Source organism: Kribbella sp. NPDC002412, assembly GCF_053592935.1.
Genome location: NZ_JBSFBL010000016.1, coordinates 76,466 through 101,885, shown reverse-complemented (window position 1 = coordinate 101,885; position 25,420 = coordinate 76,466). Strand labels below are relative to the sequence as shown.

Here is a 25,420-nt window from a genome sequence, read left to right as displayed (position 1 = left end):
ACCCTGCGCCGCTGCCGCGATCGCAGAACAGAAGATTCTGTCCTGCAGAATGGCCGTATGGCCCGGGAGATGAAGAACCCACCGGCGTACGGCGTGACGAGCGTCGACCACGCGCTCCGGCTGGCGGTGATCCTGCAGGTCGAGGGACCGCTCACCGTGGCTGCCGCGGCCGAGCGGCTGGGCGTGGCCCGGTCGACCGCGCACCGGCTGCTGTCCACGCTGGTCTACCGCGACTTCGCCGTACAGGACGACGACCGCAGCTACCGCGCCGGGCCGGTCCTGGAGGTCGCGGCGACCGCACATTCGGGGATCGGCGCCATCCGGGCGGCCGCCCTCGGGCCGATGCGGACTCTGGTCGACACCCTCGACGAGACCGTCAACCTGAGCATCCGCACCGGCCGGACGATCCGCTTCATCGCGTCGGTCGAGTCCACCCAGACCCTGCGCGTCGGCAGCCGCGAGGGCATGGTGCTCCCGGCGCACCACTCGACCGGCGGCCTCGTCATGCTGGCCGCCCTGACCGACGAGCAGCTCACGACCCTCTACGCCGACGAGGAAGTGGACCTGGTCAAGCTCCGGCGCGAGCTGCGCGCGGTACGGCGCAGCGGAATCGCGATCAACCGGGAACGCACCGAACGCGGGCTGATCGCGTTCGGCCACGCGATCACCAACTCACAAGGCGACACGGTGGCCGCGGTCTCGGTGTCGCTGCCCAGCGCCCGCTACTCCCCCGCTCGCGTCGAGCAGATCGCGCCGGCGCTCAGCGCCGCGGCCCAGACCATCTCCGCGGCGCTGTAGCGCCGGTACTCAGGCCCTGCTCAGGCCTTGGTGGCGACTGCGATCAGGTACTCCCAGTCGCAGGCCAGCGTCCCGTCGGTGGCGTGGTTCGCCGAGTTCGCCAGCTCGATCAGGTCGGCGCGGAAGGCCTGCCGGCCGTCCTCGCCGACTCGCTCCGCCGCCTTGTACGTCGGGCCGTAGTAGGTGATGAAGAAGTCCGCGAAGTGCTCCGCCGACGCGAACCGCTGGGTCACCGTCGCCACTGTGGTCTCGACCGAGCTGACCCGGTCGCCGTACAGCTCCCGCAGCACCTCCTCGCTCCCCCAGCGGGTGGGCGGCATGGCGCCGGGCGGCGGTGCCGCGTGCCGGCTGACCGTCTTCAGCAGCTGCCCGATGAACCCGGTCGGCGTCCAGCTGGCCAGGCCGATCCGCCCGCCCGGCTTGGTGACGCGGACGAGCTCGTCCGCCGCCTTCTGGTGGTCGGCCGTGAACATCACGCCGATCGCCGACAGCACGTAGTCGAACGAGCCGTCCGCGAACGGCAGGTTCTCCGCGTCCGCCGTACGGAAGTCGATCGTGAGCCCTTCGGACTCGGCCCGGCGCTCGGCGTGCGCGATCAGCTCCGGCACGTAGTCGATGCCGGAGACCACCGCGAACCGTCTGGCCGCGGCGAGCGCGGCGTGTCCGGTCCCGGTCGCCACGTCCAGCACGGTCGCGCCGGGCCGCGGATCGACCGCGGTGACGAGCGCCTCGGCGACCGGCACGGTCACCCACGCGATCTTCGCGTAGTCACCGCTCCCCCAGGTCGCCCGCTGCTTCGCCTTGATGTCCTCGAAAGTGGTGGTGCTCATGGTGGTGTTCCCTCCCTAGTTGAACGCGCCGGCCGGAAGTGGGTACGGCGCGATGATCGGCAGGTACGGCGCAGGATCGCCGTACCACTCGTAGGCGCGGATGTCCGGCTCGCTGCGGCGGCCGGTGATCGCGCGGAACAGCTCGTTGCGGTCGGCAACCACGGTGGCCGCGGGGTCGCCTGACCCGAGCACCCAGTCCTTGTCGCCGTCGGACAGCCGCAGCGCCGGCAGGCCGCGTTCCTCGATCCGGGCCCGCAGCCAGTCCCGGTACGCCGCGAAGCCGTACTGCGTGATGGGCGCGGACGGATCGGACTCGAGACCGAGCGCCTCGTGCAGGTCCGCGAGATGGACGGCCAGGTCGCCGACCGGTGCCGAGAGCAACCATGGCGGTCCGTCGACGACCAGGCCCTCGCCCCGGCGCATCAGCGTGACCAGCCGGCCGCTGTACTCGTCGAACTCGCGCAACACGGACTCGAAAGCTCGGCCCGATCGGGTCGACACCTGACCGGCGGTCCAGGCTTCGCGCTGCTCCGCGAGCTCGGGATCGCGCCAGGCGTCGATGGCGTCCGCGAAGTACGTCCCGCGGAGCGAGTCCTCGGCGATCCCGGCCAGGTGGGCGATCAGGTCCCGCACCGTCCACTCCGGGCAGGCCGGGACTTGCTGGGCGAGCCGTTCCGCGTCGAGATCGAGGGCCAGGATCTGCCGGCGGCCGTCGTCGTACGACCAGGCCGCGTTCCAGCGGCGTGACCGCTCACGGGTGTTCACCCGCGACGGGCGGACTCGTTTGGTGAACGTGTCCAGGAACTCCTGACCGGCCACGGGATCCGAGGCCAGACCGGAGAAGTGCCCGGCGGCCCGGCCGCGCGCGAACACCGCCAATCCGTAGGACCATTCGTAGAACTCGGCGGCCCGCCGGTCACGCCATTCCTGGTAGCCGTCCAGGTCGCCGCCGGCGGCCAGCGTCGTACCGATGTACCAGGCCTGCTCGATCGCGTCGCCGATGCCCTGTGCGGTCACCGGGTGCTTGAAGTGCCCGGCGTCGCCGAGCAAGGCCCAGCCCGGACCGGTCGCCTTCCGGTAGTAGCCGCGGAGCATCGTCTCCGGGACCACGACGATCGGCGAGATCCGCTCGGCGCCCTCGAGCAGCCGGGCGTTGAGCACGGCCGGGAACTGGTGCAGCGCGGCCAGGTAGCGCTCCTCGCGTTGCGCGGCCGAGCCCCGGGTGATGTCCGGCGTGCCGGTCACGGACAGCAGGTGGATCCCGTCCTCGCACGGCACCGACATCAACGCCGCTTGCTCGTGGACGTCGATGTGGCACCAGTCCGACGGCGGCAGTCCCCGCCAGTACGCCAGCAGGAACGCCATCTCACCGCGCTTCTCGTCTGTCGCCGGCACCCCGAGCCGCCGTGCCACGGTCGAGACCCGGCCGTCGGCGCCGAACACCCAGGTGGATTCGATCCGCTCCCCGGTGTCGAGTACGACGCCCTGGACCGGATCGGTACCGATCAACGCCGACACCTCGACGCCGGCCCGGAACTCGACGCCGGCCGACTTCGCGACGTTGACCAACGCCGCGTCGAGCGTGATCCGCCGTACGCAGGTCGCCCGGTCGTACCCCCCGACCGGCGTGAACCCGCCGGCCACGTCGTGACCGAGCACCCGCCAACTGAACTTCACCATCCGCAACTCGTGCGCGGCCCGGAGCTCAGCCAGCACCCCCAGCTCGTCCAGGCGCTGCAGCGTGTCCGGGAACATCACGTGCGTGGACACGGTGTCGCTCGGGAACCGGTCGCGGTCCAGCAACAGGACTCGCCAGCCGGCCCGGGCGAGCACGATCGCGAGTGTCGAACCCGCGCACCGCGCGCCCACCACGACAGCGTCGTACCGCTCGGTCATCGCACACCCACCTTCGGTCGGGCGGCACTCCGATCATCGGTCGCGGTCACAACCACGGCAAGCAGCAGCGGTACGGCGAGCGCGACGCCGACAACCGTCCATCCGCCAAGCGCGAGCCCCACTCCACCGAGTACGGCGCCGGCCAGGTAGCCCGCCTGCATGGACGCGGCCCGGACACTCATCGCCTGCAGTGGACCGACACCGGCCAGATCGAGCCCGGCCGTGCTGCCCGCCATCATGCGGACGCCGGCGAGGAAGGCGGTGACCGCCCACATCATCACGGAGAAGCCGAATGACGGCCGGACCGCGCCGAGCACGAGCGCGGCTGCTACGAGCGCCGAACCGGCGGCAAGCACCATGGGCCGGGCCGCGCGGTCCACCCAGCGCCGGGCCAGGAACGTCGCGACCACATAGGCGATCGCACCGCCGCCCAGCGCGAGACCGGTCGACGAGGTCGATGCACCGTGGGCGTCCGTGAGCAGGGTGCCGACGTAGACGAGCACGCCGGACCAACCGCCGTACGCCAGCAGCTCACCGGCTGCCCATCGAGTGGCGCCTGCACCGCGGAACAGCGAGCGCACGGAGGTCGGCGCAGGTTCCGGCGTACCCCTCTGACGCCGGGAGACTGCGGAGAGTGTGACGACACTCGCGACGAGTGGCACCAGCCAGGCGAGTCGCCAGCTGTGCTCGCCGAGGAACCCGATCACGGGCATCCCGGCGATCCAGGCGCTCGGTGCGCCGACCATCGCCCAGGACAACAGCGTGGAGCGCTGCCCGGCCGGTGCCCAGCTCCCGGCTGCCGCGAGTCCGCCGGCCAGGACCAGCGACACGCCGCCGCCGAGGACGACCTGGGCCGTGGCGAGCCAGGCGAAGGACGGTGCCAGCACACTGGCCGAGGCGGCGATGCTCAGCAGGCCGAGGCCGACCTCGAGCAGGCCGCGAAGTTCCCAACGGCGCCGGCTGAGCACCAGGCCGATCGCGACGAGTGCCGCGGCGACCCCGGACAGCGACCGGAGCTGGCCCGCTGTCGCGGGTGAGACCCCGAGGTCGGCCGCGACCCCGGACAGAATCGGCGTCAGCACCAGCAGGCTGGACTGCGCCGCGAAAAGCGATCCGAACAGCCTCGCACTGTCCGCCGCTGGAGATTGGTTCATGCCGGTAACGATGACCGGACGATGTTGAAGTCGTGTTGAGTCAGCGGCCCCAGGCCTTCAACGCCGCCGCCCGCCGCCAGGGCAGCCGGTACGTCGTGAAGATCTCGACCGCCCGCTGGTACGCGTCGTCCGCGCCGGTCACCGCACCGCGCGCGAGCTCGACCACCCCGGCCAGCCCACGCCAGTCCTCGCCCTGCCCGATGATCTCGTCGCAACGCGCCACCTGCGCCGTTGCCTCGTCGACCGAACCGATCTCCGCCAGCAGTTGGGCAAGCTCGGCCCGGGCCGCGAGCTCGGTCGGCAGCTGCGGACCTTCGGCGCCGATCGCCACTGCACGCCGCAAGACGGCGACCGCGCCGTCCTGGTCGCCGAGCAGCCTGCGCACGCCGGCCAGCCAGCGCGCGTTCAAGGCGGCGTCGTGGAAGTCGCCCGCCTCCTCGTCCCGGTGGAAGGCCGCAGCCCAGTCGCGCTCGGCGCCCACCCAGTCACCGCCGAGAAACGTCAGGACGCGACGGCTGACCGCATCAGCGGGCAGTGGTTCGGCCACTCGGCGCGCGTCCTCCAGGTCGCCCATCGCCGCCAGCGCCAGCGCCAGCTGGTCGACGATGGTGCCGTGCGGGTGCTCGAAGGTCTCGAACCGCGCCTGCGCCAGGCCGCGCCGGCACCAGGCCCGGCCCGCGACCGGGTCCAGCAAGTACTCCGTCGAGGACAGCGCGGCGCCGCTCACCGAGGTCCAGCCGAGATACGGATCCGCCAGCTCGTGCGCGGTCTCCCACATCGCTTCGCGGGTCTGCGCCATGGCGCTCAGCCGGCCCCGGTTGAACTCGTACCAGGCCCGGCCCCAGGACGCCACGACGGTGAGGTCGCGGCGGCCCAGTTCACTCGCCAACGCTTCCGCCCGGTGCACGGCATCACCGAGCACGTCGGTGCGTACGCCGTACATCGCCGCCTGAGCCATCCCGCGGTGCAGGTGGAACCGGTCGCCGGTCAGTCGCTCCGCGGCCGCGAGGTGCTCGATCGCGCGCGGGATGTCCATCACCGAGTGGTTCGTGCACAACGCGCCACCGAGCCGGCTGTGGACGGTCGCCACGGCATCGTCGTCGCCGCGGTACAGCTCCAGCGCGGACTCCAGGAGCTCGACGGCCCGGCGGTCGCCGATGCTCGACTTGAGCCGCAGAACCGCCGTCTGCACAGCGGCCTCGGCGCGCCGGGCCGGCGGCGCGCCCGCTTGGTCGAGGACTTCGATCGCAGCCTCGGCATGGTCGACGGCCTCGTGCCACGCGTAGAGCCCGGCCGCCTCGTCCGCCGCCCGCATGCTCAGGTCCGCGGCCCGCTCCGGATCTGCGGCCGATCCGGCGGCCCGGAGGTGTACGGCGGCCGCCCCGACCGTTGCTCCTGGCAATAGCAACGCCTCGGCGGCGCGGACGTGCAGCCGCTGCCGCCGGGTCTGCGGGAGGTCGGCGTACACGGCCTCTCGCATCAGGTCGTGCGGGAAGCTGTACGTCGCCTTCCACGAACTGCCCGCCTCCACCAGGAACCCGCCGCTGACCGCCTCGTCCAACGCATCGATCAGCGGATCCTCGGCCAGGTCGACCAGCTGCGCGAGTACGCCGTACTCGGCCTCCCGGCCGAGGACCGCGGCACACCGCACCACCTGCTGAGCCTCGGCCGGCAACGCTTGGAGGCGATGCCGCAGCACGTCGCGTACGCCGGAGGGGACCACGGACTGCCCGTCGCGCAGCACCTCGGTCGCGTAGAACGGGTTCCCACCCGTGCTGCGCCACAACTCGTGCACGAACTCCGCCGGCTGGTCACCGGCCAGCAGTCCCAGATCGCTTTCGCTCAACGGCTGCAGTGACAGTCGGTCCGCTCCGGACAGGTCACCCACCAGCTCGAGCAAAGCCGGATGCCTCGTCCCCGGCGGATCGCGGAAGCAGATGATCGCCAGCACGCGTGCAGGCAGCTGGCGCAGGACGTGCCGCAGCAATGCCGCGCTGGCGTGGTCGATGCGCTCCGCGTCCTCCACCACGAGTACGGCGGGCGCCAGCCGCGCCAGCGAGCTCGCGACCCGGGTCCGCATTGCCTCAGGGGACGCGATCTCGGCGCTGTCGTCGAAGGCCGAGATGATCGGCTGATAAGGGATCTCGGTCTGGTCGCAGCGTCCCACCAGTACCTGCGCGGACACCCCATCGGCGAACTCCGCGACCAGCCGCGTCTTGCCGACGCCCGCCTCCCCCGACACCAGGACCACTCGCCCGGCGCCGTCCGCAGCCTCGTCCCAGAATCCGCGCAGGCGATCCAGCTCTCCTGCCCGCCCGACCATCCGGCCCCTGCGCACACTGCTGAACAGCGCATCCGGCGGAGCTTTGACCTGACTCACCGGCTGCTCCAGCAGCAGCGCCGGATCCCCTTGCAGGATGGACGTTTCGAGCGCCGCGAGCGCCGGCCCGGGATCGAGCCCGAGCTCCTCGGCCAGGCGCTCCCGTGCCGAGGCGTACGCCGCCAGCGCGTCGGCCTGCCGCCCGGCCCGGTAGAGCGCGAGCATCAACTGGCCGTGGAAACGCTCCCGAAACGGGTGGTCCACCACCAGCCGCTCGAGCTCGGGAATGACGTCGTACCGGCCGAGCGCGAGATCCGCGCTGATCCGGGCCTCCAGCGCGTCCAGGCGAAGGCCTTCCAGCCGGGCGGTCTCGGCCTCCGCGAACAGCGGATGACCGAGGTCGCGGAGAACCGGTCCACGCCACCAGTCGAGTGCCTCGCGCAACAACTCGGCGGCACGCTCCGGATCGCCCAGCCCGAAGGCCTCCTGCCCCAGTCCGGCCAGCTGCTCGAACTGATAGGCGTCGACCCGCTCCGGATCGACCACCAGGCTGTACCCGGCCGGCCGGGTGACGAGTACGCCGTCCACGCCGACTGACGCGAGGCGGCGACGTACGTGCGATACGTGCGTGCGCAGGGTGACCTCGGCGCCGGCCGGCGGCGCACTCCCCCAGAGCGCTTCGGTCAGCCGAGCGGCGGACACCGGCTGGTTCAGGTGGATCAGGAGCATCGCGAGCAGCCCGCGCTGCTTCGGCCCGCCCACCTCGAGCCGCCGGTGATCCACCGTCACCACGAGATCACCGAGGATCCCGAAGCGCGGCTCAGCTCCCCCTGATGTCACAGACGTAAGGTACGTCGGCCACCGGCCGCAGGCGAGATGTCAGGATTCGGCTTTTCCGGCCTGGTGATCGACTAACGCGGCCAGCCCGGGTAGAAGTACCCGGGACCCCAGAACGGCGGGACGTCGTAGTAGCCGTAGACGTCCTCGAGGTAGTGGCGTTCCGGTACCACGTCCGGGTCGTACACCGGTCCGCCGACGACCCGGTCGCGGTCGGTGGAGATGTGCACGCTGTCGTCGTCGACGCGAGCGATCGCGTCGACCGGGACCAGCCGCTTCTTCTCGCCGAGGCCGAGGAAACCGCCCTCGCCGACCTCCAGGAAGCGCACCCGGCGCTCGTCCTCGTCGATCAGCAGGCCGTCGACCTTGCCGACCTCGTCGTCGTTGCGGTCCACGACCTTGCGGCCGCGCAGGTCATCGGCCGGATCGGACAGTGTCAGCCCGGCGTCCTGGAGTCGGACCAGAGTGTGCGTGAACTCGTTCATCGGTCCTCCCTAGTGCTAGCAGGGTGGTCCGGTACCCACCGTGACCGCGGTTATGCCGGTGGCGTGTACGCAGCGGTGTAGGCGGCAGCGTCCCAAGGCGAGTAGTCGTCGGGCAGGGCCTCCGGCTCGACCCAGCCACCACCGGTCGCCGCGGAGTGGGCCAGCGCCAGCAGCATCAGCTCGGGCTCGACGCTGAGGTACGGCGACTTGTCCTGCTGGAGGTGCGCAGCCAGGAACGGCCGGTAGACGCCGGCCGGGTCCGGCCGCAGGTGCTCCACCGACGACGCGGTGGCCACGGTGGCGAAGTACGGGTAGCCGTCCTGGACGTCAACCAGCACTTCGGCTCCGCTCGCATGCCGGAGCCACCCACACCGGCTGGACTCGTCCAAGGCCCGGGCAGCCGTGAACCCCGGACCGAGCAGCGCCTCCGCAAAGGACACCGCATGCACGCCGTAGTAGAACGGATGCCCCGCGCAACCAACAAGCACGAGCGAGGCCGTCTCACCCCGCTCCCGCCAGGCGAGCGCTTCGGGCAGGCAGCGGAACGACGACCCGCCACTGACCGGTTGACCGGCGGCAGCTCGAGCCGCCAGGTCGCGCAGGTCGCCTACCCGGCCGGCCAGCGGTTTGTCGAGCACCACCGCCGTACCAGCGTCCAGCAGTGTGCACGCCTGCTGGTAGCGCTGGTCCCAGTCGCAGCCCAGCAACATGGCAACGTCCGCGGGTAGTCCGTCCAGCGTGGTCGCCACGGCCGGGATCCCATGCCGCCCGGCGAACTCGTCGGCGTACGACGGCGGTCGCACGGCCCCGGTGTCGAGGACCGCGCTGATCTCCAGACCGAGTTCGCGCAGCAACGGCACGAACGCCGCCGGGTGCGAGGTGTCGAGCTCCACGAGTGCTACGCGTCGGGCCATGGCAGCCAGTCTTCTACGGCGAGGGTTCTTGCAGCAGCCTGGTCTTGTGGTGAGACTGGCCCGATGAAGGAGGGGATCCCGGGATGGTGACGACGGTCGGTGTCGTCGGGCCGTCGGACCTGGTCACCTCCACCAGCCGGATCGTCGCGGCGCTTCGCGGTGTCGAGGTCGTCCCGCTGCGCTACCGGCGCGAGACCGACACCCCACGAGTGATGGCCGAGGCACCGGCGAGTGTCGACGCCTGGCTGTTCACCGGCGTCGTGCCGTACCAGATCGCCGCGGCGCACGAGCTGCTCGACCGTCCGGCCGCGCACGTGGAGTACACCGGGGCGACGCTGATGCGGGCGCTGGTCCAGCTGCTGCGCGAAGGCCGTGACGTCACCTCGATGAGCATCGACGTGCTGGCCGAGGCGCAGGTCCACGAGACGCTGGACGAGGTCGGGCTGCCGACCGCCGGGGTCAAGGTGCTGCCGTACCGGCGCGGGCTGAGCGCGGACGAGGTGATCGCGTTCCACCGGGAGGCCGGTGCGACGATCGCGATCACCTGCCTGCGGTCGGCGTACGAGAGACTCCGGACCGAGCAGGTCACCGTCCGGCTGGCTCCCTCGGTGCACTCGGTGCGGGCCGCGGTGAACAGCCTGCTGCTCGTTCATGACGCTTTGCGCAGTGACGATGCGCGGATCGCCCTCGGTCTGGTCGAGATCGCTCCGGAAGGTGAGCAGGCGCTGCGACGCGAGGCCGGCTCGCTCGGCGGCAGCGTGATCAGGTACGACGACAAGCGGTACCTGGTCGTGGCGACGCGCGGACCGCTCGAGCAGGCGACCGCGTCGTTCACCGAGCTCGGCATGCTGACCAGGCTCAAGGAGGAGTTCGGGCCGGTGCGGATCGGCTTCGGCATCGGCGGCTCGGGGACCGAGACCGAGGCGCTGGCCCGGCGGGCGCTCGGCCGCGCGAAGACGGCCGGGCGGACGGCGGCCGTGGTCTCGCTGCGCAATGACATCGACCTCGTCCTGGTCGGCGGCGCCGCGCCGCGCGCGCAGCAGCGCACGAAACTGCAGTTGCTCGCGCAGCGCGCCGGGTTGTCGAAGGCAACGCTCGAGCGGCTGCAGGAGCTCGTGCACGCCACGCCGGAGGGGCTGACCACGCGTACCGTCGCCGATCACCTCGGTATCCAGCCGCGGACCGCGCGCCGGGTGCTGAACCGGCTGGAGCGGGCCGGGCTGGCCGACGCCACCGGCACCCAGATCGGCACCGGCAGCGGCCGGCCGCTGGTCGTCTACCGCGTGCACCTCTGAGCCGCACGCGGCTTTTCCACAGGTCGCTTCGTGGCCTGTTGACGTCCCGATTCGGCCGCGCGTACGCTGCCGGGTAATTTCAGCCATGACCGTAAAACCGGTCGCGGTGTCCCGGGAGGCCTTGTGGACAAGCGATTTGCACGGAAGCTGCTCGCGGTGTTCGTCATATGCGCAGCGCTCGTGAGCGTTTCGGTCAGCCCGGCAACGGCTGGCCCGAGCGCGGTGACCGTGGACAATCTCGGCCCGGCGTCGGCCGTCACCTCGACCAGCGTCGCCGAGCAGGTCGGCGACCGGATCTGGACGGTGACCTCCGGTGTCTCCCCGATCCAGGTCGGCGCGTTCGACCCGGTGACCCGCACGGTCGACCGCAAGCTCACGCTGCCGACCGGCGCCGGCGCCTGGGCGATGACCCACCTCGGTACCGACCTGTATGTCGGCCTCTACACCCCAGGCGACCTGTACCGGGTCGACACGGTGTCGGGCACGGCCACCAAGGTCGCCCGGTTCGGCTCGTTCATCTGGTCGATCGCCGCCACTCCGGACGGCAAGATCGTCGTCGGCACCTACCCGGACGGCGGCGTCCACGAGTACGACCCGGCCACCGGAGCGACCAGGACGTACGGCGCCGCGGTCCCCGGCCAGCAGTACGTCCGGAGCATCGCCGCCGACGCGACCACCATCTACGCCGGCGTCGGCACCAAGGCGTACCTGATCGCCATCGACCGGGCCACAGGCGAGCGCCGGAACGTGCTGCCCGCGCAGTACGCCGACCGCACCTTCGTCGCCACCCTCAGCCTGTCCGGGACGAAGCTCGCGGCCGGCCTCTCCCCCACCGGCACGATGCTGGTGTTCGACACCACCGACCTGAGCAACCCGGTCGAGGTGCAGACTCCGGGCGGCGATCAGTACGTCACCGCCATCACGATCGACGCGCCGACCGGTGACGTGTACCTCGGCACCCGCCCGTCCGGCACCCTCTACCGGTACGCCGGCGGCACGCTGACCCGACTGGGCTCGCCGTACGACGGGGCCTACTTCAACCGGATCTTCGTCGAGGGCTCGACCATCCGGGCCGAGCTGACGTCACAGGTCGTCGAGTTCGACTCGGCCACTGGCACGTTCACCGGGACCGACCTCGGCACGGCGGGCCTGCCACCGGCGCCGGAGCAGGCGATGGGGATCGCCGCCACCGCGACCTCGGTGCTGGTCAGCGGGAAGGCCGGGATCCAGGTCCACGATCTCGCGGCCGGGACCAGCACGCGCACCTTCCTGCCCGGCGAGGCCAAGACGCTCACGCCGGTCGGCCAGGACGTGTACCTCGGCGTCTACACCCTCGCCCGGCTGTGGTCGATGAAGCCGGACGGCTCCGGCCTGAAGGAGCTCGACCGGATCGGCAACGAGCAGACCCGCCCGACCGACCAGGCGTACGACGCCCGCTCGAAGACCTGGCTGCTCTCCACCGAACCCGACTACGGCAAGTACGACGGCACGCTCACCGAGCGACACCTGGACACTGGCAAGCTCGAGGTGCACCGCGGGGTGGTTCCGCAGCAGTCCGTCCGCTCGGTCGCCACGGCCGACGGCATCGCCTACCTGGGCGGCGCCACCCGGAACAGCCTCGGCACCGAACCGATTTTGCCGGAGGCAACGGTCGTCGCGTTCGACCTGCTCCGCAACCGCACGCTCTGGGAGGTCACGCCGCTTCCGGACGCGCAGTCCTACAGCGATCTGGTGGTCTACCGCGGCCGGCTGTACGCGACCACGGACGACGGGCGGCTCGCCGTACTCGATCCGCGCACCGGCAAGGTGCTCTCGACCGTCAGCATCGGCACGAGTCAGAGCCAGCTGACGATCGCGCGGTCGGGGCTCTTCGGGACGGACAGCAAGCGGGTGTTCCAGGTCGTCCCGCAGCGGTCCGGTCCGCCGTCCGTGACCACGGTCGTGGACGGGTTGGGCGCTCAGATCTACGGCTTCCCGTTGATCACGACGTCGCACACCGGCGACGCCCTCTACACGATCAAGGACCGCGACCTGGTCCGGATCGGCAATCTCCCCAGCGAGAAGTGAGGCTTTCCGATGATCTCTCGCCGCACCGTCCTGACCGGCGCCCTGCTGACCGGCGCCGCGACCACCTTGCCGATCTCCGGCGCCCGAGCTGTTGGCCAGGCCGATCCGATCGACGGCTCCACGCTGCCCACCTTCGGACCGGCGTGCCTGACGGCCGCGGTGGTGGCGATGGCCGTCCACGGCGGACATGCGTACGTGATCACCCGGGGCATCGTGCCGCCCAAGCTGGTCGAGATCTCGCTGACCACCCGGCAGGTGACCCGGACCATCGACCTTCCGGTCGGTGAAGGCGGCTGGGGCATCACGGTTGCCGCAGGCAAGGTGTACGTCGGGCTGTACCCGGTCGCCGACGTCTACTGCTTCGACCCGGCGACCGCGGCGTTGACGCGAGTCGGCAGCCTGGCCGGCGCCGGCGGGTTCGTCTGGGACATGACGACCGCCCCGGACGGTCAGGTGTTCGCGGCGAGCTATCCCAACGGCACGCTGTGGCAGATCGACCCCGCGACGAATGCCTTGACCCGACTCGGCGCACCGGTGGCAGGCGCGCAGTACGGGCGGTACGTCGGCGCCGCCGGCAACTTCGTCTACGGCGGGATCTACACGCCCTCCCAGCTGGTCGGCTACGACCGGGCGGCCGGGACCTTCCGCGACCTCACGCCGGCGGCCTTGCGTGGTCAGAACTTCGGCCCGTTCGCGGCCACCGCGGACCGGATCTACGCGGGTGCTTCCGGGGCGCTCGTGAGCATGGCACCGGACGGCAGCGACGCGCGGATCGTCCCGCTGCCGGCGGGCGAGACCGGCGTCGATGCGATCGCGGTCAGCCCGGGCGGCACGGCGTACCTGACGACTCGCCGGTCCGGCACGGTGTGGTCCTGTGGCCCGGCCGACACGGCACTGACCGCGGTTGCCACGCCCGCACCGGCCGACGAGCACCGGCGTCTTGTCCTGCTCGACGCGACCACGCTGCTCGGCTCGACCGGTTCCGGGGTGCTCTGGTGGCTGGACCTGACCTCGGGTGAGTTCGAGCTGCTGGATCTGGTGGACGCCGGATTCACGCCCGCGCCGGACAAGCCACAGTCGATCGAGCTCGGCGACCCCCATCTGTACGTCGGCGGCCACTGGGTGGTCACCGAGCACGCGATCGGCACCGGCGCGACCCGCCGGATCCGGGTTCCCGGCGAGGCCAAGACCCTCACCTGGGTGCACGGCGAGCTGTACTCGGCGATCTATCCGAGCACGGAGGTGGTCCGGATCAACCCGCGGAGCAAGGAGGTGCACTCCCTGGGGATCATCGGCCACGACCAGATCCGGCCGTGGCAGGCGGCGTACGACGAGAAGACGAAGCTGCTCGCGATCGCCTCGGCGCCCGGGACGGGCAAACTCACCGGCGCCTTGACTCTCGTGGACACCCGGACCGGCGAGCTCGACGTGTACTACGGCGTCCTGCCCGACCAGAGCGTCATGTCGGTCTCGATCGTGGACGGGATCGCCTACCTCGGCGGTGACGTCGTCGGCGGTGGCGGGATCACCCCGACCCGGTCGGCGGCCGCGATCGGCGCGTTCGACCTGTGCAGGCGCGAGCTGCTGTGGACGGTCGAGCCGCTCGCCGGTGAGCGCTCGATCCAGAGCGTCGCGGTCAAGGACGGCATCCTGTACGGCGTGCTGAAGCGGACCAGCGGGGGTTGGTTCACGTACGACCTGCGGACGCGGGCCGTCGTCCGCGGCACGAACAAGCTGTCCGGGTACGGAGAGATCTACGCGGACCGGACCGGCGTCTATTGTGAGACGAACTTCGGCGGAAACCTGTACCGGCTCGGTCCGGGGCTCACCGAGGCGAAACTCCTGGTGAACAAGCTCGGCGACGGGTGGTACACGGTGCCACAGCTGTCGCCGGTCCGCGGCGGGGCGCCGCACAGCGTCTGGGGCCTCGCCGACCGCGATCTCGTCCAGATGCCGTTGCCATGAGCAACTCAGACCACGTGGGGAACCTTGCGATGGACCAGCCCGAACTCGCCCGCGACGGCGGCGCCCCGGTGCGCTCCGGCCCGCTGCCGACGGTGATGGACGCCTCCGGCCGGCGCTTCGGCGACGAGGAGGTGAAGGCCGCCGAGCGAGTGCTCCGCAGCGGCATGCTGTCGGCCACCTGGGGCACCGAGGTTCCCGCGCTGGAGCAAGAGTTCGCGGCGCTGCTGGGGGCCGGGCACGCAGTCGCGTGCAGCTCCGGGACGGCGGCGCTGCACCTGGCGGTGGCCGCGGTCGACCCGGAGCCGGGTGACGAGATCATCACCACGCCGATCAGCGACATGGGCACCGTGTTCCCGATCCTGATGCAGAACGCGGTGCCGGTGTTCGCCGACGTCGACCCGGTGACCGGCAACCTCGACCCGGCCGCGGTCGCCGGCGCGATCACGCCCCGGACGAAGGCCGTGATGGCGGTGCACTTGTTCGGCAAGCCGGCGCCGATCGTCGAGCTGCGGGAGTTGTGCGACCAGCACGGGATCATGCTGATCGAGGACTGTGCGCAGGCTTACCTCGCACCGGTCGGCGACACCCTGACCGGCCGGATCGGGCACATCGGCTGCTTCAGCCTGCAGCAGACCAAGCACATCAGCGCGGGCGACGGTGGGCTGGTCGTCACCGACGACGCGGCGCTGGCCCGGCGGATGCGGCTGTTCGCGGACAAGGGCTGGCCGCGGGCTACCAACGAACGCAACTATCTCTTCCTCGCCCTCAACTACCGGATGACCGAACTCGTCGGCGCGGTCACCCGTGCGCAATTGTCGCGACTGGCCGGCGTCGTGGCAGATCGCCGTACCGCGGCCGCGCGGGCGACCGCCGGGATCGGCGACCTCCCTGGGATCACGGCCCCACCGGACACCGGCGACCACGTCTACTGGCAGTACCCGTTGATCCTCGACCCCGAGGTCGCGGGCGACCTGCACGAGTGGGCGACCGCGCTGACCGCCGAGGGCATCCCCGCGAACGGCGGCTACCTGACGAGCCCGCTGTACGGCGCCCCTGCCTTGCGGGACCGGATCACGTACGGCGACTCGCACTTCCCGCTGCAGGACGTCGAGTACCCGGTGGGCCTCTGCCCGAACGCCGAGGAACTCATCAACCACCGCCTGCTGGTGCTGCCCTGGAACGAGAACTACACGTCAGGAGATGTGGACGACATCGTGACCGCGATCCGGAAGGTCCATACCGCGCTGGCTAAGGTGGCCGGATGAACGACGTACCCGTGCTGCTGGACTGCGACGTGCTGGTCGGGCATGACGTGACGACCGGCCGGTGGAGCCGGGCCGAGTCGGTGCGTGACGTGATGAAGGCGACCGGGATCTCCGGTGGCGTGGTGTCGTCGCTGCGGGCGACGTACTTCGACGTGCCGAGCGGGAACGACGAGGCCGCTGAGGTTGCCGAGGGCAACGGATGGACGGCGTGCCCGGTGCTGGACCTGCGCGATCCGCTCGGGGCCGAGCGGGAGCTGGAGCGGCTGCTGGGCGCCGCGGAGCCGCCGCGGGCGTTCCGGCTGGCGCCGACGTCGCAGGGGGTCGAGCCGACGTTCGCGGCCTTCGAGCATGTCGTGCGGTTGCTGGTGGACGCGGGCGTGACGATCTTCACCGAGGGCGACGTACGGAAGGTCGGTCCGGCGCTGCGCGGGCTGGGGGCGCGGGTCGTGTTCCTCGACACGCACTTCTACTACCTGGGCGACTTCGTCGTGCTGGCGCGCGGCGAGGCCGGGTTCCACACCTCGACGCGGATGCTGACCGGCCCGGACTCCTTGGAGATCGTCGCCGCCGAGGTCGGCGCGGAGCGACTGGTCCTGGGCTGCCGGACGCCGTTCCACGAGTCCCAGGCAGTCGTCCGCCGCCTCCTCACCTCCAAGCTCACCCCGCCGGAGATCGCCCGAACCGGCAGCCACAACCTCACCCGACTCCTGGAGCAGGCATGATCATCGACGTGCACGCCCACTGGGGGCCCGCCACCCACCACCCCCGCCTTTCGGAGTTGTCATGGTGATCGACGTGCACGCCCATTGGGGGCCCTGGTTCTTCTCGATGGACGTTGGCAGTGTCAGTGTCAACAGCGAGCTGATGGATCGGTTCGGGATCGACATCCAGCTGGTGTCGGCGATCGAGGCGATCGTGTACGACGCCCCGGCCGGCAACCGGTCCTTGGCCGCGCAACTCCCGGAGGATCCGCGGTTGCGCGGGATGCTCGTGGTCGACCCGCGCCGGCTGGACGAGGCTCGCGCAGACCTCGACGAGCTCCTGTCCGGGGACGGCCGGACAAGATGGGTCGGCGCGAAGATCCACACCGAGTACAGCCGGACCCCGATCGACTCCCCCGGCATGCAGGCGGCGATCGAGCTCACCACCGAGTACGGCCTGCCGACCTTGGTGCACACCTGGGGCGAGAACGTCCTCGACCTCGCCGACGTGGCCGACCGGGTGCCGGACGCCCGGGTGATCGCCGGCCACATGGGCGCCAACGGCTGGCCGCTGGTCCCGGAGGCGGCGAGCCGCAGCGACCGGATCTGGTTCGAACCCTGCTGGTCGGCCCCCGAGGCGAACCGCATCCGCTGGATCCTCGACCGGCTCGGCCCGTCCCGCCTGATGTTCGGCACCGACGCCACCCTGATCGACCCCTCGGTCGCCGTCGGCGCCTTCGAAGCCGCCAACCTCACCCCCACCGAACGCGAAGCGGTCATGCACCAGAACGCCACTGCTCTCTTCAACCTCTAGCTAGGCGCCACGAACACCACGATGTCGGTCTCCGGCCCGCGAACCGGCGGCTCCACCCACCCGACGCGGCGGTAGAACGCAATCGTGTCGTGCGCCTGATCCCAGGTCAGCAGCCAAGCCCGCGGCTGCTCAACGACAGCCGCCTCCAGCAGCCGGCGGCCCAGGCCTGTCCCCCGGGCTGACTTCAACACGCCCAACTCGTCGATCTCGAAGCCGCCGACCAGCAAGTCCTCGACCTGCTCCGCGCCAAGCCGCTCGAGCACCTTCCCGTAGGCCCGGTCCGTCCGGAACGGCGACGGCGTCGTCCACCCGGTGACGAACCCCGCGATCGACCCACCCGGCGACCGCTCCACCAGCGCCCGAAACCCGTCCCGCCGCGCGTCCCCCTCCAGCCGGGACCGGAACGCGACCCGGGTCTCGGCCGGGACCCGAAACGTCCACGGCGGCGCCGTGAACACCTCGACGTACGCCTCGGTCAGCTCGTCGGCGATCTCCAGCACGTCCACCCCGTAGCTCTGCACGGACCCAAGCTAGTCGATGCGACCCGGTCGCAGCTGTAATTTTTCGCCGTACGGCGGAGGGAAATCGTTTCCTGACTGGTCACCCAATGGCTGCCGGGGGCGCGTGGGATGGACTCTCATGCGGCGCCTGCTGACCCTGACCGGACTTGTTCTCCTGCTGTTCACCGTTGGAGCGAGCACCGCCTCCGCCCACGTGATCGCGTCCACCGGCTACTCCACGGTCCGCCAGACCGGCAGCCAGGTGACCTACCAGCTCAGCCTGGAGTACGCCGTACTCGCGCGCGCCGTCGACCTCGGCGCCCCGGCGACCGACGACGGCCAGCGGGCGCAGGCCCTCGACACGGCCAAGCCCGAACTCGAGGAGTACCTGCATGATCGCGTCGTCGTCTCGCTCGACAGCGCCGCCTGCGAGCCCGCGCTCGAGACCACCTCGGTCGGACAGCGCGCGGAGAAGCCGTACGCCGACCTCGGCCTGGTCTACTCCTGTCCCGGCGACGCGGGCCAGTTCAAGCTCCGGTACGACGTCTTCGCCGAGTCCGAAGCGGTCGCCGACGACCACACCAACGTGGTCGAGTACGCCTTCGGCGACCAGTCCGGGCGGACCGTGTTCGACCGCTCGAAGCACGACTTCACCGTCGGCGACAACACGCTCGCGTCATCCAGCCTGCAGTTCACCAAGATGGGCATCGAGCACATCCTGCTCGGCCTGGACCACGTGCTGTTCGTGGTCGCGCTCATCCTCGGCGCGACCACGTTCCGCAGCCTGCTGCAGGTCGTGTCGATGTTCACCGTGGCGCACAGCGTCACGCTCGTCTCCACCCTGCTGGGCGGGATCTCGGTGCCGGCGGTGATCGTCGAGCCGCTGATCGCGCTGTCGATCGCTTTCGTCGCGGTCGAGAACCTGCTCGGCTCCACCCGGCACCGGCTGCCGGTGGTCTTCGGTTTCGGTCTTCTGCACGGCCTCGGCTTCGCCGGGTCGCTGCGGATCACCGATGCGGTCAGTCCGGAACTGCTCGTCTCGCTGCTGAGCTTCAACATCGGCATCGAGGCGGGCCAGGCGATGCTGCTGGTCGCCGTGTTCCCGCTGACCATGTTCATCCGCCGGACCCGCATCGCGGTTCCGGCAGTCCGCACGGCGACCGGGGTCGTCGCCGCCTTCGGCCTCTTCTGGTTCGTAGAAAGGTTCTTCCTCAGATGATTCGCCTGACCCGCTCGTCTCGCGATCAACAACCGGTCGCCACCAGGTGGCACCGGATCCTGTACGGCGTCACCGGTGGCCTGACCGCGCTGGTGATCGGCTTTCCGCTCAGCGGCGTCATCGCCGACGCCGTCGACGGCCCGAGCGCGACCATCTCCGGCACGGTCTTCGAGGACCGGGACAACGACGACCGGATCGACCCCGGTGAGCCGGTGCTGCCCGGTGTCAGCGTGTCCGACGGGCAGCAGATCGTCGTCACCGACGCCCAGGGGCGCTACACGCTGAACACCGACGTCGAGCGCCGTACCGTCGACCTGGTCTTCGTCACGCAGCCGGCGGGGTACTCGGTGGGTACCGACGCCAACATGACCGCGAAGTTCTACCGCGACCTCGGTCAGCTCGCGACCGGTGACACCCGGGAGGTGAACTTCGGTCTCCGCAAGGACAAGAAGTCCGAGGACGGCGGCTTCACCTTCGGCAACGTCGCCGACCCGCACGTCAACGCCCAGCTCGCCGAGCAGATCACCGAGATCAACACCACCCGGCAGCACCTCGCGTTCATCCAGGTCAGCGGCGACCTGACGAACAACGCGACCGACGCCGAGTTCGAGTTCTACAAGGCCGGTACGGCGCACTCGAAGGTGCCGGTCTGGCCGGCCGTCGGCAACCACGAGTACTCGGCGGGGTCGACGTACAAGGACCGGATCAACAACTACCGCAAGCACGTCGGCCCGGAGTGGTACTCCTTCGACTACAGCGACCGGCACTTCCTGGTGCTGGAGAACAACGGCGCCGCGCCGTTCGCCGAGCAGCTGGAGTGGGCGAAGGCCGACCTGGCCCAGAACGTGAAGACGGGCAAGCACCTGGTCGTGCTCGCCCACCAGCCGATGAACGTGCCGTTCGGCTCGCCCTCGGTGTACGACGAGTACGGCAAGCTGCTCGAGCAGTACGGCGCCGAGCTGATGCTGGTCGGCCACGAGCACTCCAACGACGTGGAGCCGCGCAGCGACTTCGCCGGTACCGCGAAGCACGTGCAGACGGTGTCGAGCTCGTACACGATCGACAACTCGCCGCGCGGGTTCCGGTTCGTGAACATGGACAACAAGGCCTTCGACAACCCGTTCCGGCTGTACGGCGCGGAGAAGGACCTCACCATCGTCAGCCCGGCGCCCGGCACCTCGGTCCCGCTGGACCGCTTCCCGGGGATCCAGGTGAACGCCTACGACACCAGCGACGCCCCCAAGAAGGTGCGCTACCGCCTGGACAACGGCAACTGGCTGCCGCTGCACTCCACCGGCGAGTTCACCTGGTACGGCGTCCTGCCCGGCCGCACCCGGATCGGCAAGCACACCATCACCGTGGAGGCCGCCGACCAGACCGGCGCGACCTGGAAGCGGACGTCGACCTTCACGCTGACGAACGAGAAGGCGATCAAGCCGGTAGCCGGCGCCGACTGGTCCCAGCACCACGGCGACGCCACCCACAGCGGTGTCTCGCCGGACGTCATCGCTGCCGGCCAACGGCTGGCTTGGTCGTACCGCACCAAGGGCACCTTCCTCACCGGCTCCCCCGTGATCGTCGGCGGCGTCGTGTACGCCGGGACCCGGGACGAGAACGGTGACGGCAACAGCGCCGTCCACGCGGTGTCGCTGGCGACGGGCAAGAAGCTGTGGAGCTACGCCGTACCGTCGTCGGTGCACGGCAGTGTCGCCGTGGCCGACGGGCTGGTCTACGTGCCGACGCTGCGCGGCACGCTGTTCGCGGTGGACGCCAAGACGGGCGAGCTGAAGTGGCGCAACGACCCGGGTCCGGCGCCGGAGGGCAACAACCAGCGCACCTACGGGTACTACGGCGTGACGGTTGCCGACGGCAAGGTGCTGTACCCGTACCAGACCCGCCACGGTGAGGCGAGCCGCGGTCTGCTCGTCGCGCTGGACGCCAAGACGGGCACGCGGATCTGGGCGGCGCCGATGAGCGGCGCGACGATGAGCGACGGCACGCCGGTCGTCTCGGACGGTCACGTGTACGTCGGCAACGAGACGGCCGACCGGGTCATCTCCTACAACCTCCAGACCGGTGCGCAGGAGTGGATCGGCGCGGCGGCGCTCGGCGGCTGGCAGGACGGCATCCCGTCCGCGGCCGACGGCCGGGTCTTCATCGGCTCGGGCAACGGCATCATCGCGCGCGACGGCACCACCGGCGCCACGCTGTGGAGCTACCGCAGCTCCTGGCCGTCGCTGGTCAACGGCAACGCCACCCCGGCCGCGGCCGCGATCAAGGGTGACGTCGTCTACATGGGTTTCCCGAGCGGTGAGGTGGCCGCACTCAACGCAGCGACCGGTGCTGTCATCTGGAAGCGCCTGCTGCCGGGCCAGCAGTACCGCGGCGGTTCGTTCACGTCGCCGGCCCTGAGTGGGAACACGCTGTTCGTCGGCTCCAACGGCGGCAGCTTCTCCGCGCTCGACGCGCGGACCGGTCAGCCGCTGTGGCAGCACGACCTCGGCACCTGGGTGACGGCCGGTCCGGCGGTCAGTGGCAACACGGTCGTGGTCGGCGCCTTCGACGGCAACCTGTACGCCTTCACTCCCGGCGGTGTCGCGGCCAAGCCGTGGCCGGTCGTGTCCGGCAAGGTGACCAAGAAGGGCACCGGCGAGCCGCTCGCCTCGACCGCGGTCAGCCTGGTCCAGAACGGTACGGCGATCGCCGCGACGTCGACGGACTCGGCCGGCAACTACCGGATCGCCGTCGAGAAGGGCACTGGAACCTACACGATCCAGTCCGCCCAGCTCGGCTTCGCCACCGCCGCGCGCGAGCTCACGGTCGGCGAGACCGGCGCTTCGGGGATCGATCTCGAGATCTCGCCGGTCGCGGTCGACGCGAGTATCGGCAAGCGGCTGCCCAGCGGCCTGGTCGAGGGCGGGCCGGACGACGTGGTGATCGAGAACAGGAAGCTCGCGCTCTCGGTCGCCAAGGTCTTCAACGACCCGCAGCTCACCCAGTCGACCACCGGCAAGGTGCTCGACCTGGCGATCACCGGCCAGCCGGACCAGCTCGACTGGATCAACCTGCCGTACGTGAGCACCGCCGAACCGCTCGGCGGCAACTCGTGGCAGCAGTTGCAGACCCGGTCGAACGACGTACAGATCGTCGAGAACACCGGTGCGAAGGCGGTCGTCCGGGTCACCGGCACCTCGGCCGAGCACCCTGGGCTGAAGATCGTCACGACGTACACGGCGACGCCGGACGAGCAGTTCGTCACCGCGGCGACGACGTTCACGAACGAGTCCGGCGCGGCGCTGTCCGTCTGGGCCGGTGACGCGATGGACCACGACGGAACCGGCTCGCGATCGGCCGTCTCGGGCTACCCGGTGATCACCAGCGGTGGACCGTTCAGCCAGGTGCCGGACGCCAAGCGGTGGATCGGCCAGGCGGGCACCGGTCCGGACAACCAGACCTACGGCCTGGTCTACTCCACCGACAGCGGCGCCTTCACCGGCTACTCGCAGAGCAACTTCACGATGAGCAAGTTCAAGCTCGAGCTGCCCGCGGGTGGCGGCCACACCATCACCCGCCGCATCGTTGCAGCCGGCAACGGTGGCGCGGCGGACAAGTTCGCCGTACTGAACCAGTTCGCGTTCTGACCTGCTGAAACCTGCTGGACCCGAGCGTCCGCGGGCCTGAGATCCTTCAGGCCCGCGGGCGCGCGTTTGTTATCGTGGCGTGTGGCCACGAGGGAGCAGTTGCGGGACTTCCTGCGCGCTCGGCGGGCGGCGGTGACGCCCGCCGACGTGGGGCTCCCGGATGCCGGCAGGCGCCGGACGCCGGGGTTGCGGCGCGAGGAGGTCGCGTCGCTCGCCGGGGTCGGGGTGTCCTGGTACACCTGGCTCGAGCAGGGCCGCGACATCAACGTGTCGGGCGAGGTCCTCGACGCGATCTGCAAGGCGCTGCTGCTGACGGAGCCGGAGCGGGCGCACCTGCACCTGCTCGCCGGTCTCAACCCGCCGCTCACCCCAGCGACCGGCACCGAGGTCTCCCCCGAGCTGCGCCGCCTGGTCGACGCGTGGTCGCCGCGACCGGCGATCCTGCGGGACCGGTACTGGAACCTGCTGGCGATCAACGACGCGACCCGAACAGTCTTCGGGTACGACGACACCGACCACAACTGCCTGATCTCGTTCTTCACCAACGAGCGCTACCGCGGCATGCACGTCCACTGGGCCGCCGTCGCACCGGCCGTGGTCGCGGCGTTCCGAGCCGACGCGGCCCGTGCGCCCGGCGATCCCGAGTTCGCCCGGGTGGTGGACGAGCTGAGTACGGCGAGTCCGGAGTTCGCCGCACTGTGGTCACGCCAGGAGGTCGGCGTACCCGGACAGGCCGTCAAGGCGGTGAACCACCCGGAAGCGGGTGAACTGTTCTTCGACCTGACCACGCTGGCGGTGACAGACCACCCGGACTGGCTCCTGGAGCTGTACGTCCCGCGACCCGCTTAGAGCATGCTGAGTGCCTGCATCGCGTCGCGTTCGATACGCGAGAGCTCATGGAGGATGGAGCTGGCCTGCAGGAGGCTCTTCGCGTCGCCGGTTTCGCCTGCAGTCGCGATGAGTGTGGCCACCTGCGTCCAGAGGCTGGCGGCTTCGGTGTACAGGCTGTGGCCAGTGCGCAGATGCCTGCTGTCGATCAGCTGGGCACACTCGGCGAGGAAGTCCCGGTAGAGGTTGCGGAACAGGGCGCCGCCGGTGCCGGCCCTCTCCATGAGGACGGCGGCCTGTGGCAGGTCCTCCCGCGGATTGTTGCTGCGCTGCAGCCACTTCGGCACTTGCCTGGCGGTCTTCTCGATGCCCCGGTGACCCAGGTTCGCGACCGGTGGGTTGAGGAAGGCGTCGGCGCAGGTCTTGATCGCGGGGACGATCCGGTCCTGCGGTGATGTCAGGCTGCTGGGTGCCGTGATGGTGAAGGAGCGGTGCTTGGCGGTCATGGAGCCGCGCTCGGCCCTGGCCCTGGCCAGGCTGGCGAGGCTGGTCGAGACGGCCCCGCCCTGCTGGTCGGTGTCCACCAGGTAGGCGTTCTGTTCGTCGTAGCCGTACATGGCCACGACGTGCCCGCCGAAGTGCACCTTGGTGCTGAAGTAATCCAGGTGGTAGCTGTCGAGCTGAAGGCCGACCGGCCGGCCGGCATCGACGGGTGCCGCCACGTTCTGCCATGCCTTGCGCGGAGAGGTGGTCTCCCCGACCAGCAGTTCAAGCCCGAGCACAGCGGCCAGGTTCCTGGTGAGCTCGAACGGCTTGACCCGGCCTCCCAGGAAGGGGAAGCCCATGGCTTTGCTGTCCCAGTAGATGAACGACAGTCCGGAGCCAAGCCCGAACAGCATGGGCTCGGACAAGTCGAGTCCCTCATGCCGCAGCAGCACACCCAGCGCCGTCGTCTCACAGTGCTGCATACCCCGGAGATCGATCTCCCTCACCATGGTCATGCCGCTCATTCTTCCTCCCTCATCAGGGTGGTGGTGGCAGACCCAGGTCCACTGGACTCTGGTTGCCCCACGCAACCAGCGGCACGCTGGGCCGTATGACGCACCGATTCACCGGCAAGATTGCCCTCGTCACCGGCGGCTCCAGCGGCATGGGCCTGGCCACCGCCCACCGCCTCCTCACCGAAGGCGCCCACGTCGTGATCACCGGCCGAGACAAGACCAGGCTCGACGTCGCCGCCGAGGCCCTCCTCGGCACCGCCGCCGCGGCGGCGCCAGGCGCCACTCCGCCGGCCGACCGGGTGGTCGCGGTCCAGGGTGACACCGCGAGTCTCGCGGACCTCGACGACCTCGTCACGACTGTCCGCGATCACTTCGGGCGGCTCGACGTACTGTTCGCCAACGCCGGCGTCGCCGCCTTCGAGCCCGCCGCGGACACCACCGAGGCCGAGTTCGACCGAGTCGTGGCCATCAACTTCAAGGGCGTCTTCTTCACGATCCAGAAGCTCGACCCGCTCCTGTCCGACGAGGCCGCCATCGTGATCAACGCCTCCTGGACCATCCAGCGCGGCCTCCCCGGCGCGTCCGTCTACGCCGCCACGAAGGCAGCCGTCCACAACCTCACCCACACCCTCGCCGCCGAGCTCGCGCCCCGCCGCATCCGGGTCAACTCGGTCAGCCCCGGCTACATCGAGACCCCGATGTTCCACGACAACGTCACCCCCGAGGCCCACGCAGCCGTCCTGGCCGCCGTGCCCGCCGCCCGTCTCGGCACCCCCGACGACGTGGCCGCCGCCGTAGCCTTCCTCGCCTCCCCCGAAGCCTCCTACATCAACGCCCAGGACCTCGTCATCGACGGCGGCCTGGTCACCGCCGGCCCAGCCGTCTGACGC

General features: G+C 70.5%; 19 protein-coding genes. 11 read left to right on the top strand and 8 right to left on the bottom strand.

All coding sequences use genetic code 11. The annotated features are described in order from the left end of the window. The first annotated feature begins 57 nt into the window (after positions 1-57). Positions 58-798 (top strand): IclR family transcriptional regulator, encoded by a 741-nt coding sequence (locus ACWCOV_RS15695; RefSeq protein ID WP_449829941.1) that lies wholly within the window; start codon positions 58-60, stop codon positions 796-798. Positions 799-818: 20 nt separating this feature from the next. On the opposite strand, the gene ACWCOV_RS15690 is transcribed toward ACWCOV_RS15695, so the two are convergent. The 6 genes from ACWCOV_RS15690 to ACWCOV_RS15665 form a co-directional block, all read right to left on the bottom strand. Next, positions 819-1,628 carry a class I SAM-dependent methyltransferase gene (locus tag ACWCOV_RS15690; RefSeq protein WP_449829940.1) on the bottom strand — a complete coding sequence of 270 codons (810 nt, stop codon included), beginning with the start codon at positions 1,626-1,628 and terminating at the stop codon, positions 819-821. A 15-nt stretch (positions 1,629-1,643) separates the two neighbouring features. Further along, entirely contained in the window at positions 1,644-3,524 is a 1,881-nt protein-coding gene (locus ACWCOV_RS15685) for an FAD-dependent monooxygenase (RefSeq protein ID WP_449829939.1), read from the bottom strand. Further along, positions 3,521-4,678: an MFS transporter gene (locus ACWCOV_RS15680; RefSeq protein ID WP_449829938.1), complete on the bottom strand. Its 1,158-nt coding sequence runs from the start codon at positions 4,676-4,678 to the stop codon at positions 3,521-3,523. The genes ACWCOV_RS15685 and ACWCOV_RS15680 overlap by 4 nt, the downstream gene beginning before the upstream one ends. A gap of 40 nt (positions 4,679-4,718) precedes the next feature. After that, the gene (locus tag ACWCOV_RS15675; RefSeq protein WP_449829937.1) at positions 4,719-7,838 is read right to left on the bottom strand and encodes a BTAD domain-containing putative transcriptional regulator; all 3,120 of its coding nucleotides are present in this window, start codon (positions 7,836-7,838) and stop codon (positions 4,719-4,721) included. Positions 7,839-7,909: 71 nt separating this feature from the next. Beyond that, on the bottom strand, positions 7,910-8,320 hold the full coding sequence (locus ACWCOV_RS15670) for a PRC-barrel domain-containing protein (RefSeq protein WP_449829936.1): 411 nt from the start codon (positions 8,318-8,320) through the stop codon (positions 7,910-7,912). A 50-nt stretch (positions 8,321-8,370) separates the two neighbouring features. Next, positions 8,371-9,234 carry a hypothetical protein gene (locus tag ACWCOV_RS15665; protein WP_449829935.1) on the bottom strand — a complete coding sequence of 288 codons (864 nt, stop codon included), beginning with the start codon at positions 9,232-9,234 and terminating at the stop codon, positions 8,371-8,373. A gap of 83 nt (positions 9,235-9,317) precedes the next feature. On the opposite strand from ACWCOV_RS15665, the gene ACWCOV_RS15660 reads away from it, so the two are divergent. The 6 genes from ACWCOV_RS15660 to ACWCOV_RS15635 all read left to right on the top strand — a co-directional run bounded on the left by ACWCOV_RS15660 (position 9,318) and on the right by ACWCOV_RS15635 (position 17,341). After that, complete coding sequence (locus ACWCOV_RS15660; RefSeq protein ID WP_449829934.1) at positions 9,318-10,529, top strand: helix-turn-helix domain-containing protein; 1,212 nt, start codon at positions 9,318-9,320, stop codon at positions 10,527-10,529. Positions 10,530-10,652: 123 nt separating this feature from the next. Further along, positions 10,653-12,596 carry an outer membrane protein assembly factor BamB family protein gene (locus ACWCOV_RS15655; RefSeq protein ID WP_449829933.1) on the top strand — a complete coding sequence of 648 codons (1,944 nt, stop codon included), beginning with the start codon at positions 10,653-10,655 and terminating at the stop codon, positions 12,594-12,596. A gap of 9 nt (positions 12,597-12,605) precedes the next feature. Continuing rightward, positions 12,606-14,561 (top strand): hypothetical protein, encoded by a 1,956-nt coding sequence (locus ACWCOV_RS15650; RefSeq protein ID WP_449829932.1) that lies wholly within the window; start codon positions 12,606-12,608, stop codon positions 14,559-14,561. Next, the gene (locus tag ACWCOV_RS15645; protein WP_449829931.1) at positions 14,558-15,826 is read left to right on the top strand and encodes a DegT/DnrJ/EryC1/StrS family aminotransferase; all 1,269 of its coding nucleotides are present in this window, start codon (positions 14,558-14,560) and stop codon (positions 15,824-15,826) included. Before ACWCOV_RS15650 ends, ACWCOV_RS15645 begins: the two co-directional genes overlap by 4 nt. Continuing rightward, entirely contained in the window at positions 15,823-16,548 is a 726-nt protein-coding gene (locus tag ACWCOV_RS15640) for a hypothetical protein (RefSeq protein ID WP_449829930.1), read from the top strand. Before ACWCOV_RS15645 ends, ACWCOV_RS15640 begins: the two co-directional genes overlap by 4 nt. A 61-nt stretch (positions 16,549-16,609) precedes the next feature. Then, the gene (locus ACWCOV_RS15635) at positions 16,610-17,341 is read left to right on the top strand and encodes an amidohydrolase family protein (protein WP_449829929.1); all 732 of its coding nucleotides are present in this window, start codon (positions 16,610-16,612) and stop codon (positions 17,339-17,341) included. On the opposite strand, the gene ACWCOV_RS15630 is transcribed toward ACWCOV_RS15635, so the two are convergent. Beyond that, complete coding sequence (locus tag ACWCOV_RS15630; RefSeq protein ID WP_449829928.1) at positions 17,338-17,862, bottom strand: GNAT family N-acetyltransferase; 525 nt, start codon at positions 17,860-17,862, stop codon at positions 17,338-17,340. The genes ACWCOV_RS15635 and ACWCOV_RS15630 overlap by 4 nt on opposite strands. A gap of 118 nt (positions 17,863-17,980) precedes the next feature. Between ACWCOV_RS15630 and ACWCOV_RS15625 the strand changes: the two genes are divergently transcribed. From ACWCOV_RS15625 to ACWCOV_RS15615, 3 genes are all read left to right on the top strand, one after another. After that, positions 17,981-19,060, top strand: coding sequence for a HupE/UreJ family protein (locus tag ACWCOV_RS15625; protein WP_449829927.1), 1,080 nt, complete (start codon positions 17,981-17,983; stop codon positions 19,058-19,060). Beyond that, positions 19,057-22,701, top strand: a complete 3,645-nt coding sequence (locus tag ACWCOV_RS15620; RefSeq protein WP_449829926.1) for an outer membrane protein assembly factor BamB family protein — start codon at positions 19,057-19,059, stop codon at positions 22,699-22,701. Before ACWCOV_RS15625 ends, ACWCOV_RS15620 begins: the two co-directional genes overlap by 4 nt. Before the next feature lie 81 nt (positions 22,702-22,782). Next, the gene (locus ACWCOV_RS15615; protein ID WP_449829925.1) at positions 22,783-23,550 is read left to right on the top strand and encodes a helix-turn-helix transcriptional regulator; all 768 of its coding nucleotides are present in this window, start codon (positions 22,783-22,785) and stop codon (positions 23,548-23,550) included. Here the strand turns inward: ACWCOV_RS15615 and ACWCOV_RS15610 are convergent. After that, positions 23,547-24,539, bottom strand: coding sequence for a BtrH N-terminal domain-containing protein (locus ACWCOV_RS15610; protein WP_449829924.1), 993 nt, complete (start codon positions 24,537-24,539; stop codon positions 23,547-23,549). The genes ACWCOV_RS15615 and ACWCOV_RS15610 overlap by 4 nt on opposite strands. A gap of 86 nt (positions 24,540-24,625) precedes the next feature. On the opposite strand from ACWCOV_RS15610, the gene ACWCOV_RS15605 reads away from it, so the two are divergent. Further along, entirely contained in the window at positions 24,626-25,417 is a 792-nt protein-coding gene (locus ACWCOV_RS15605; RefSeq protein WP_449829923.1) for an SDR family NAD(P)-dependent oxidoreductase, read from the top strand. Positions 25,418-25,420: the final 3 nt, after the last annotated feature.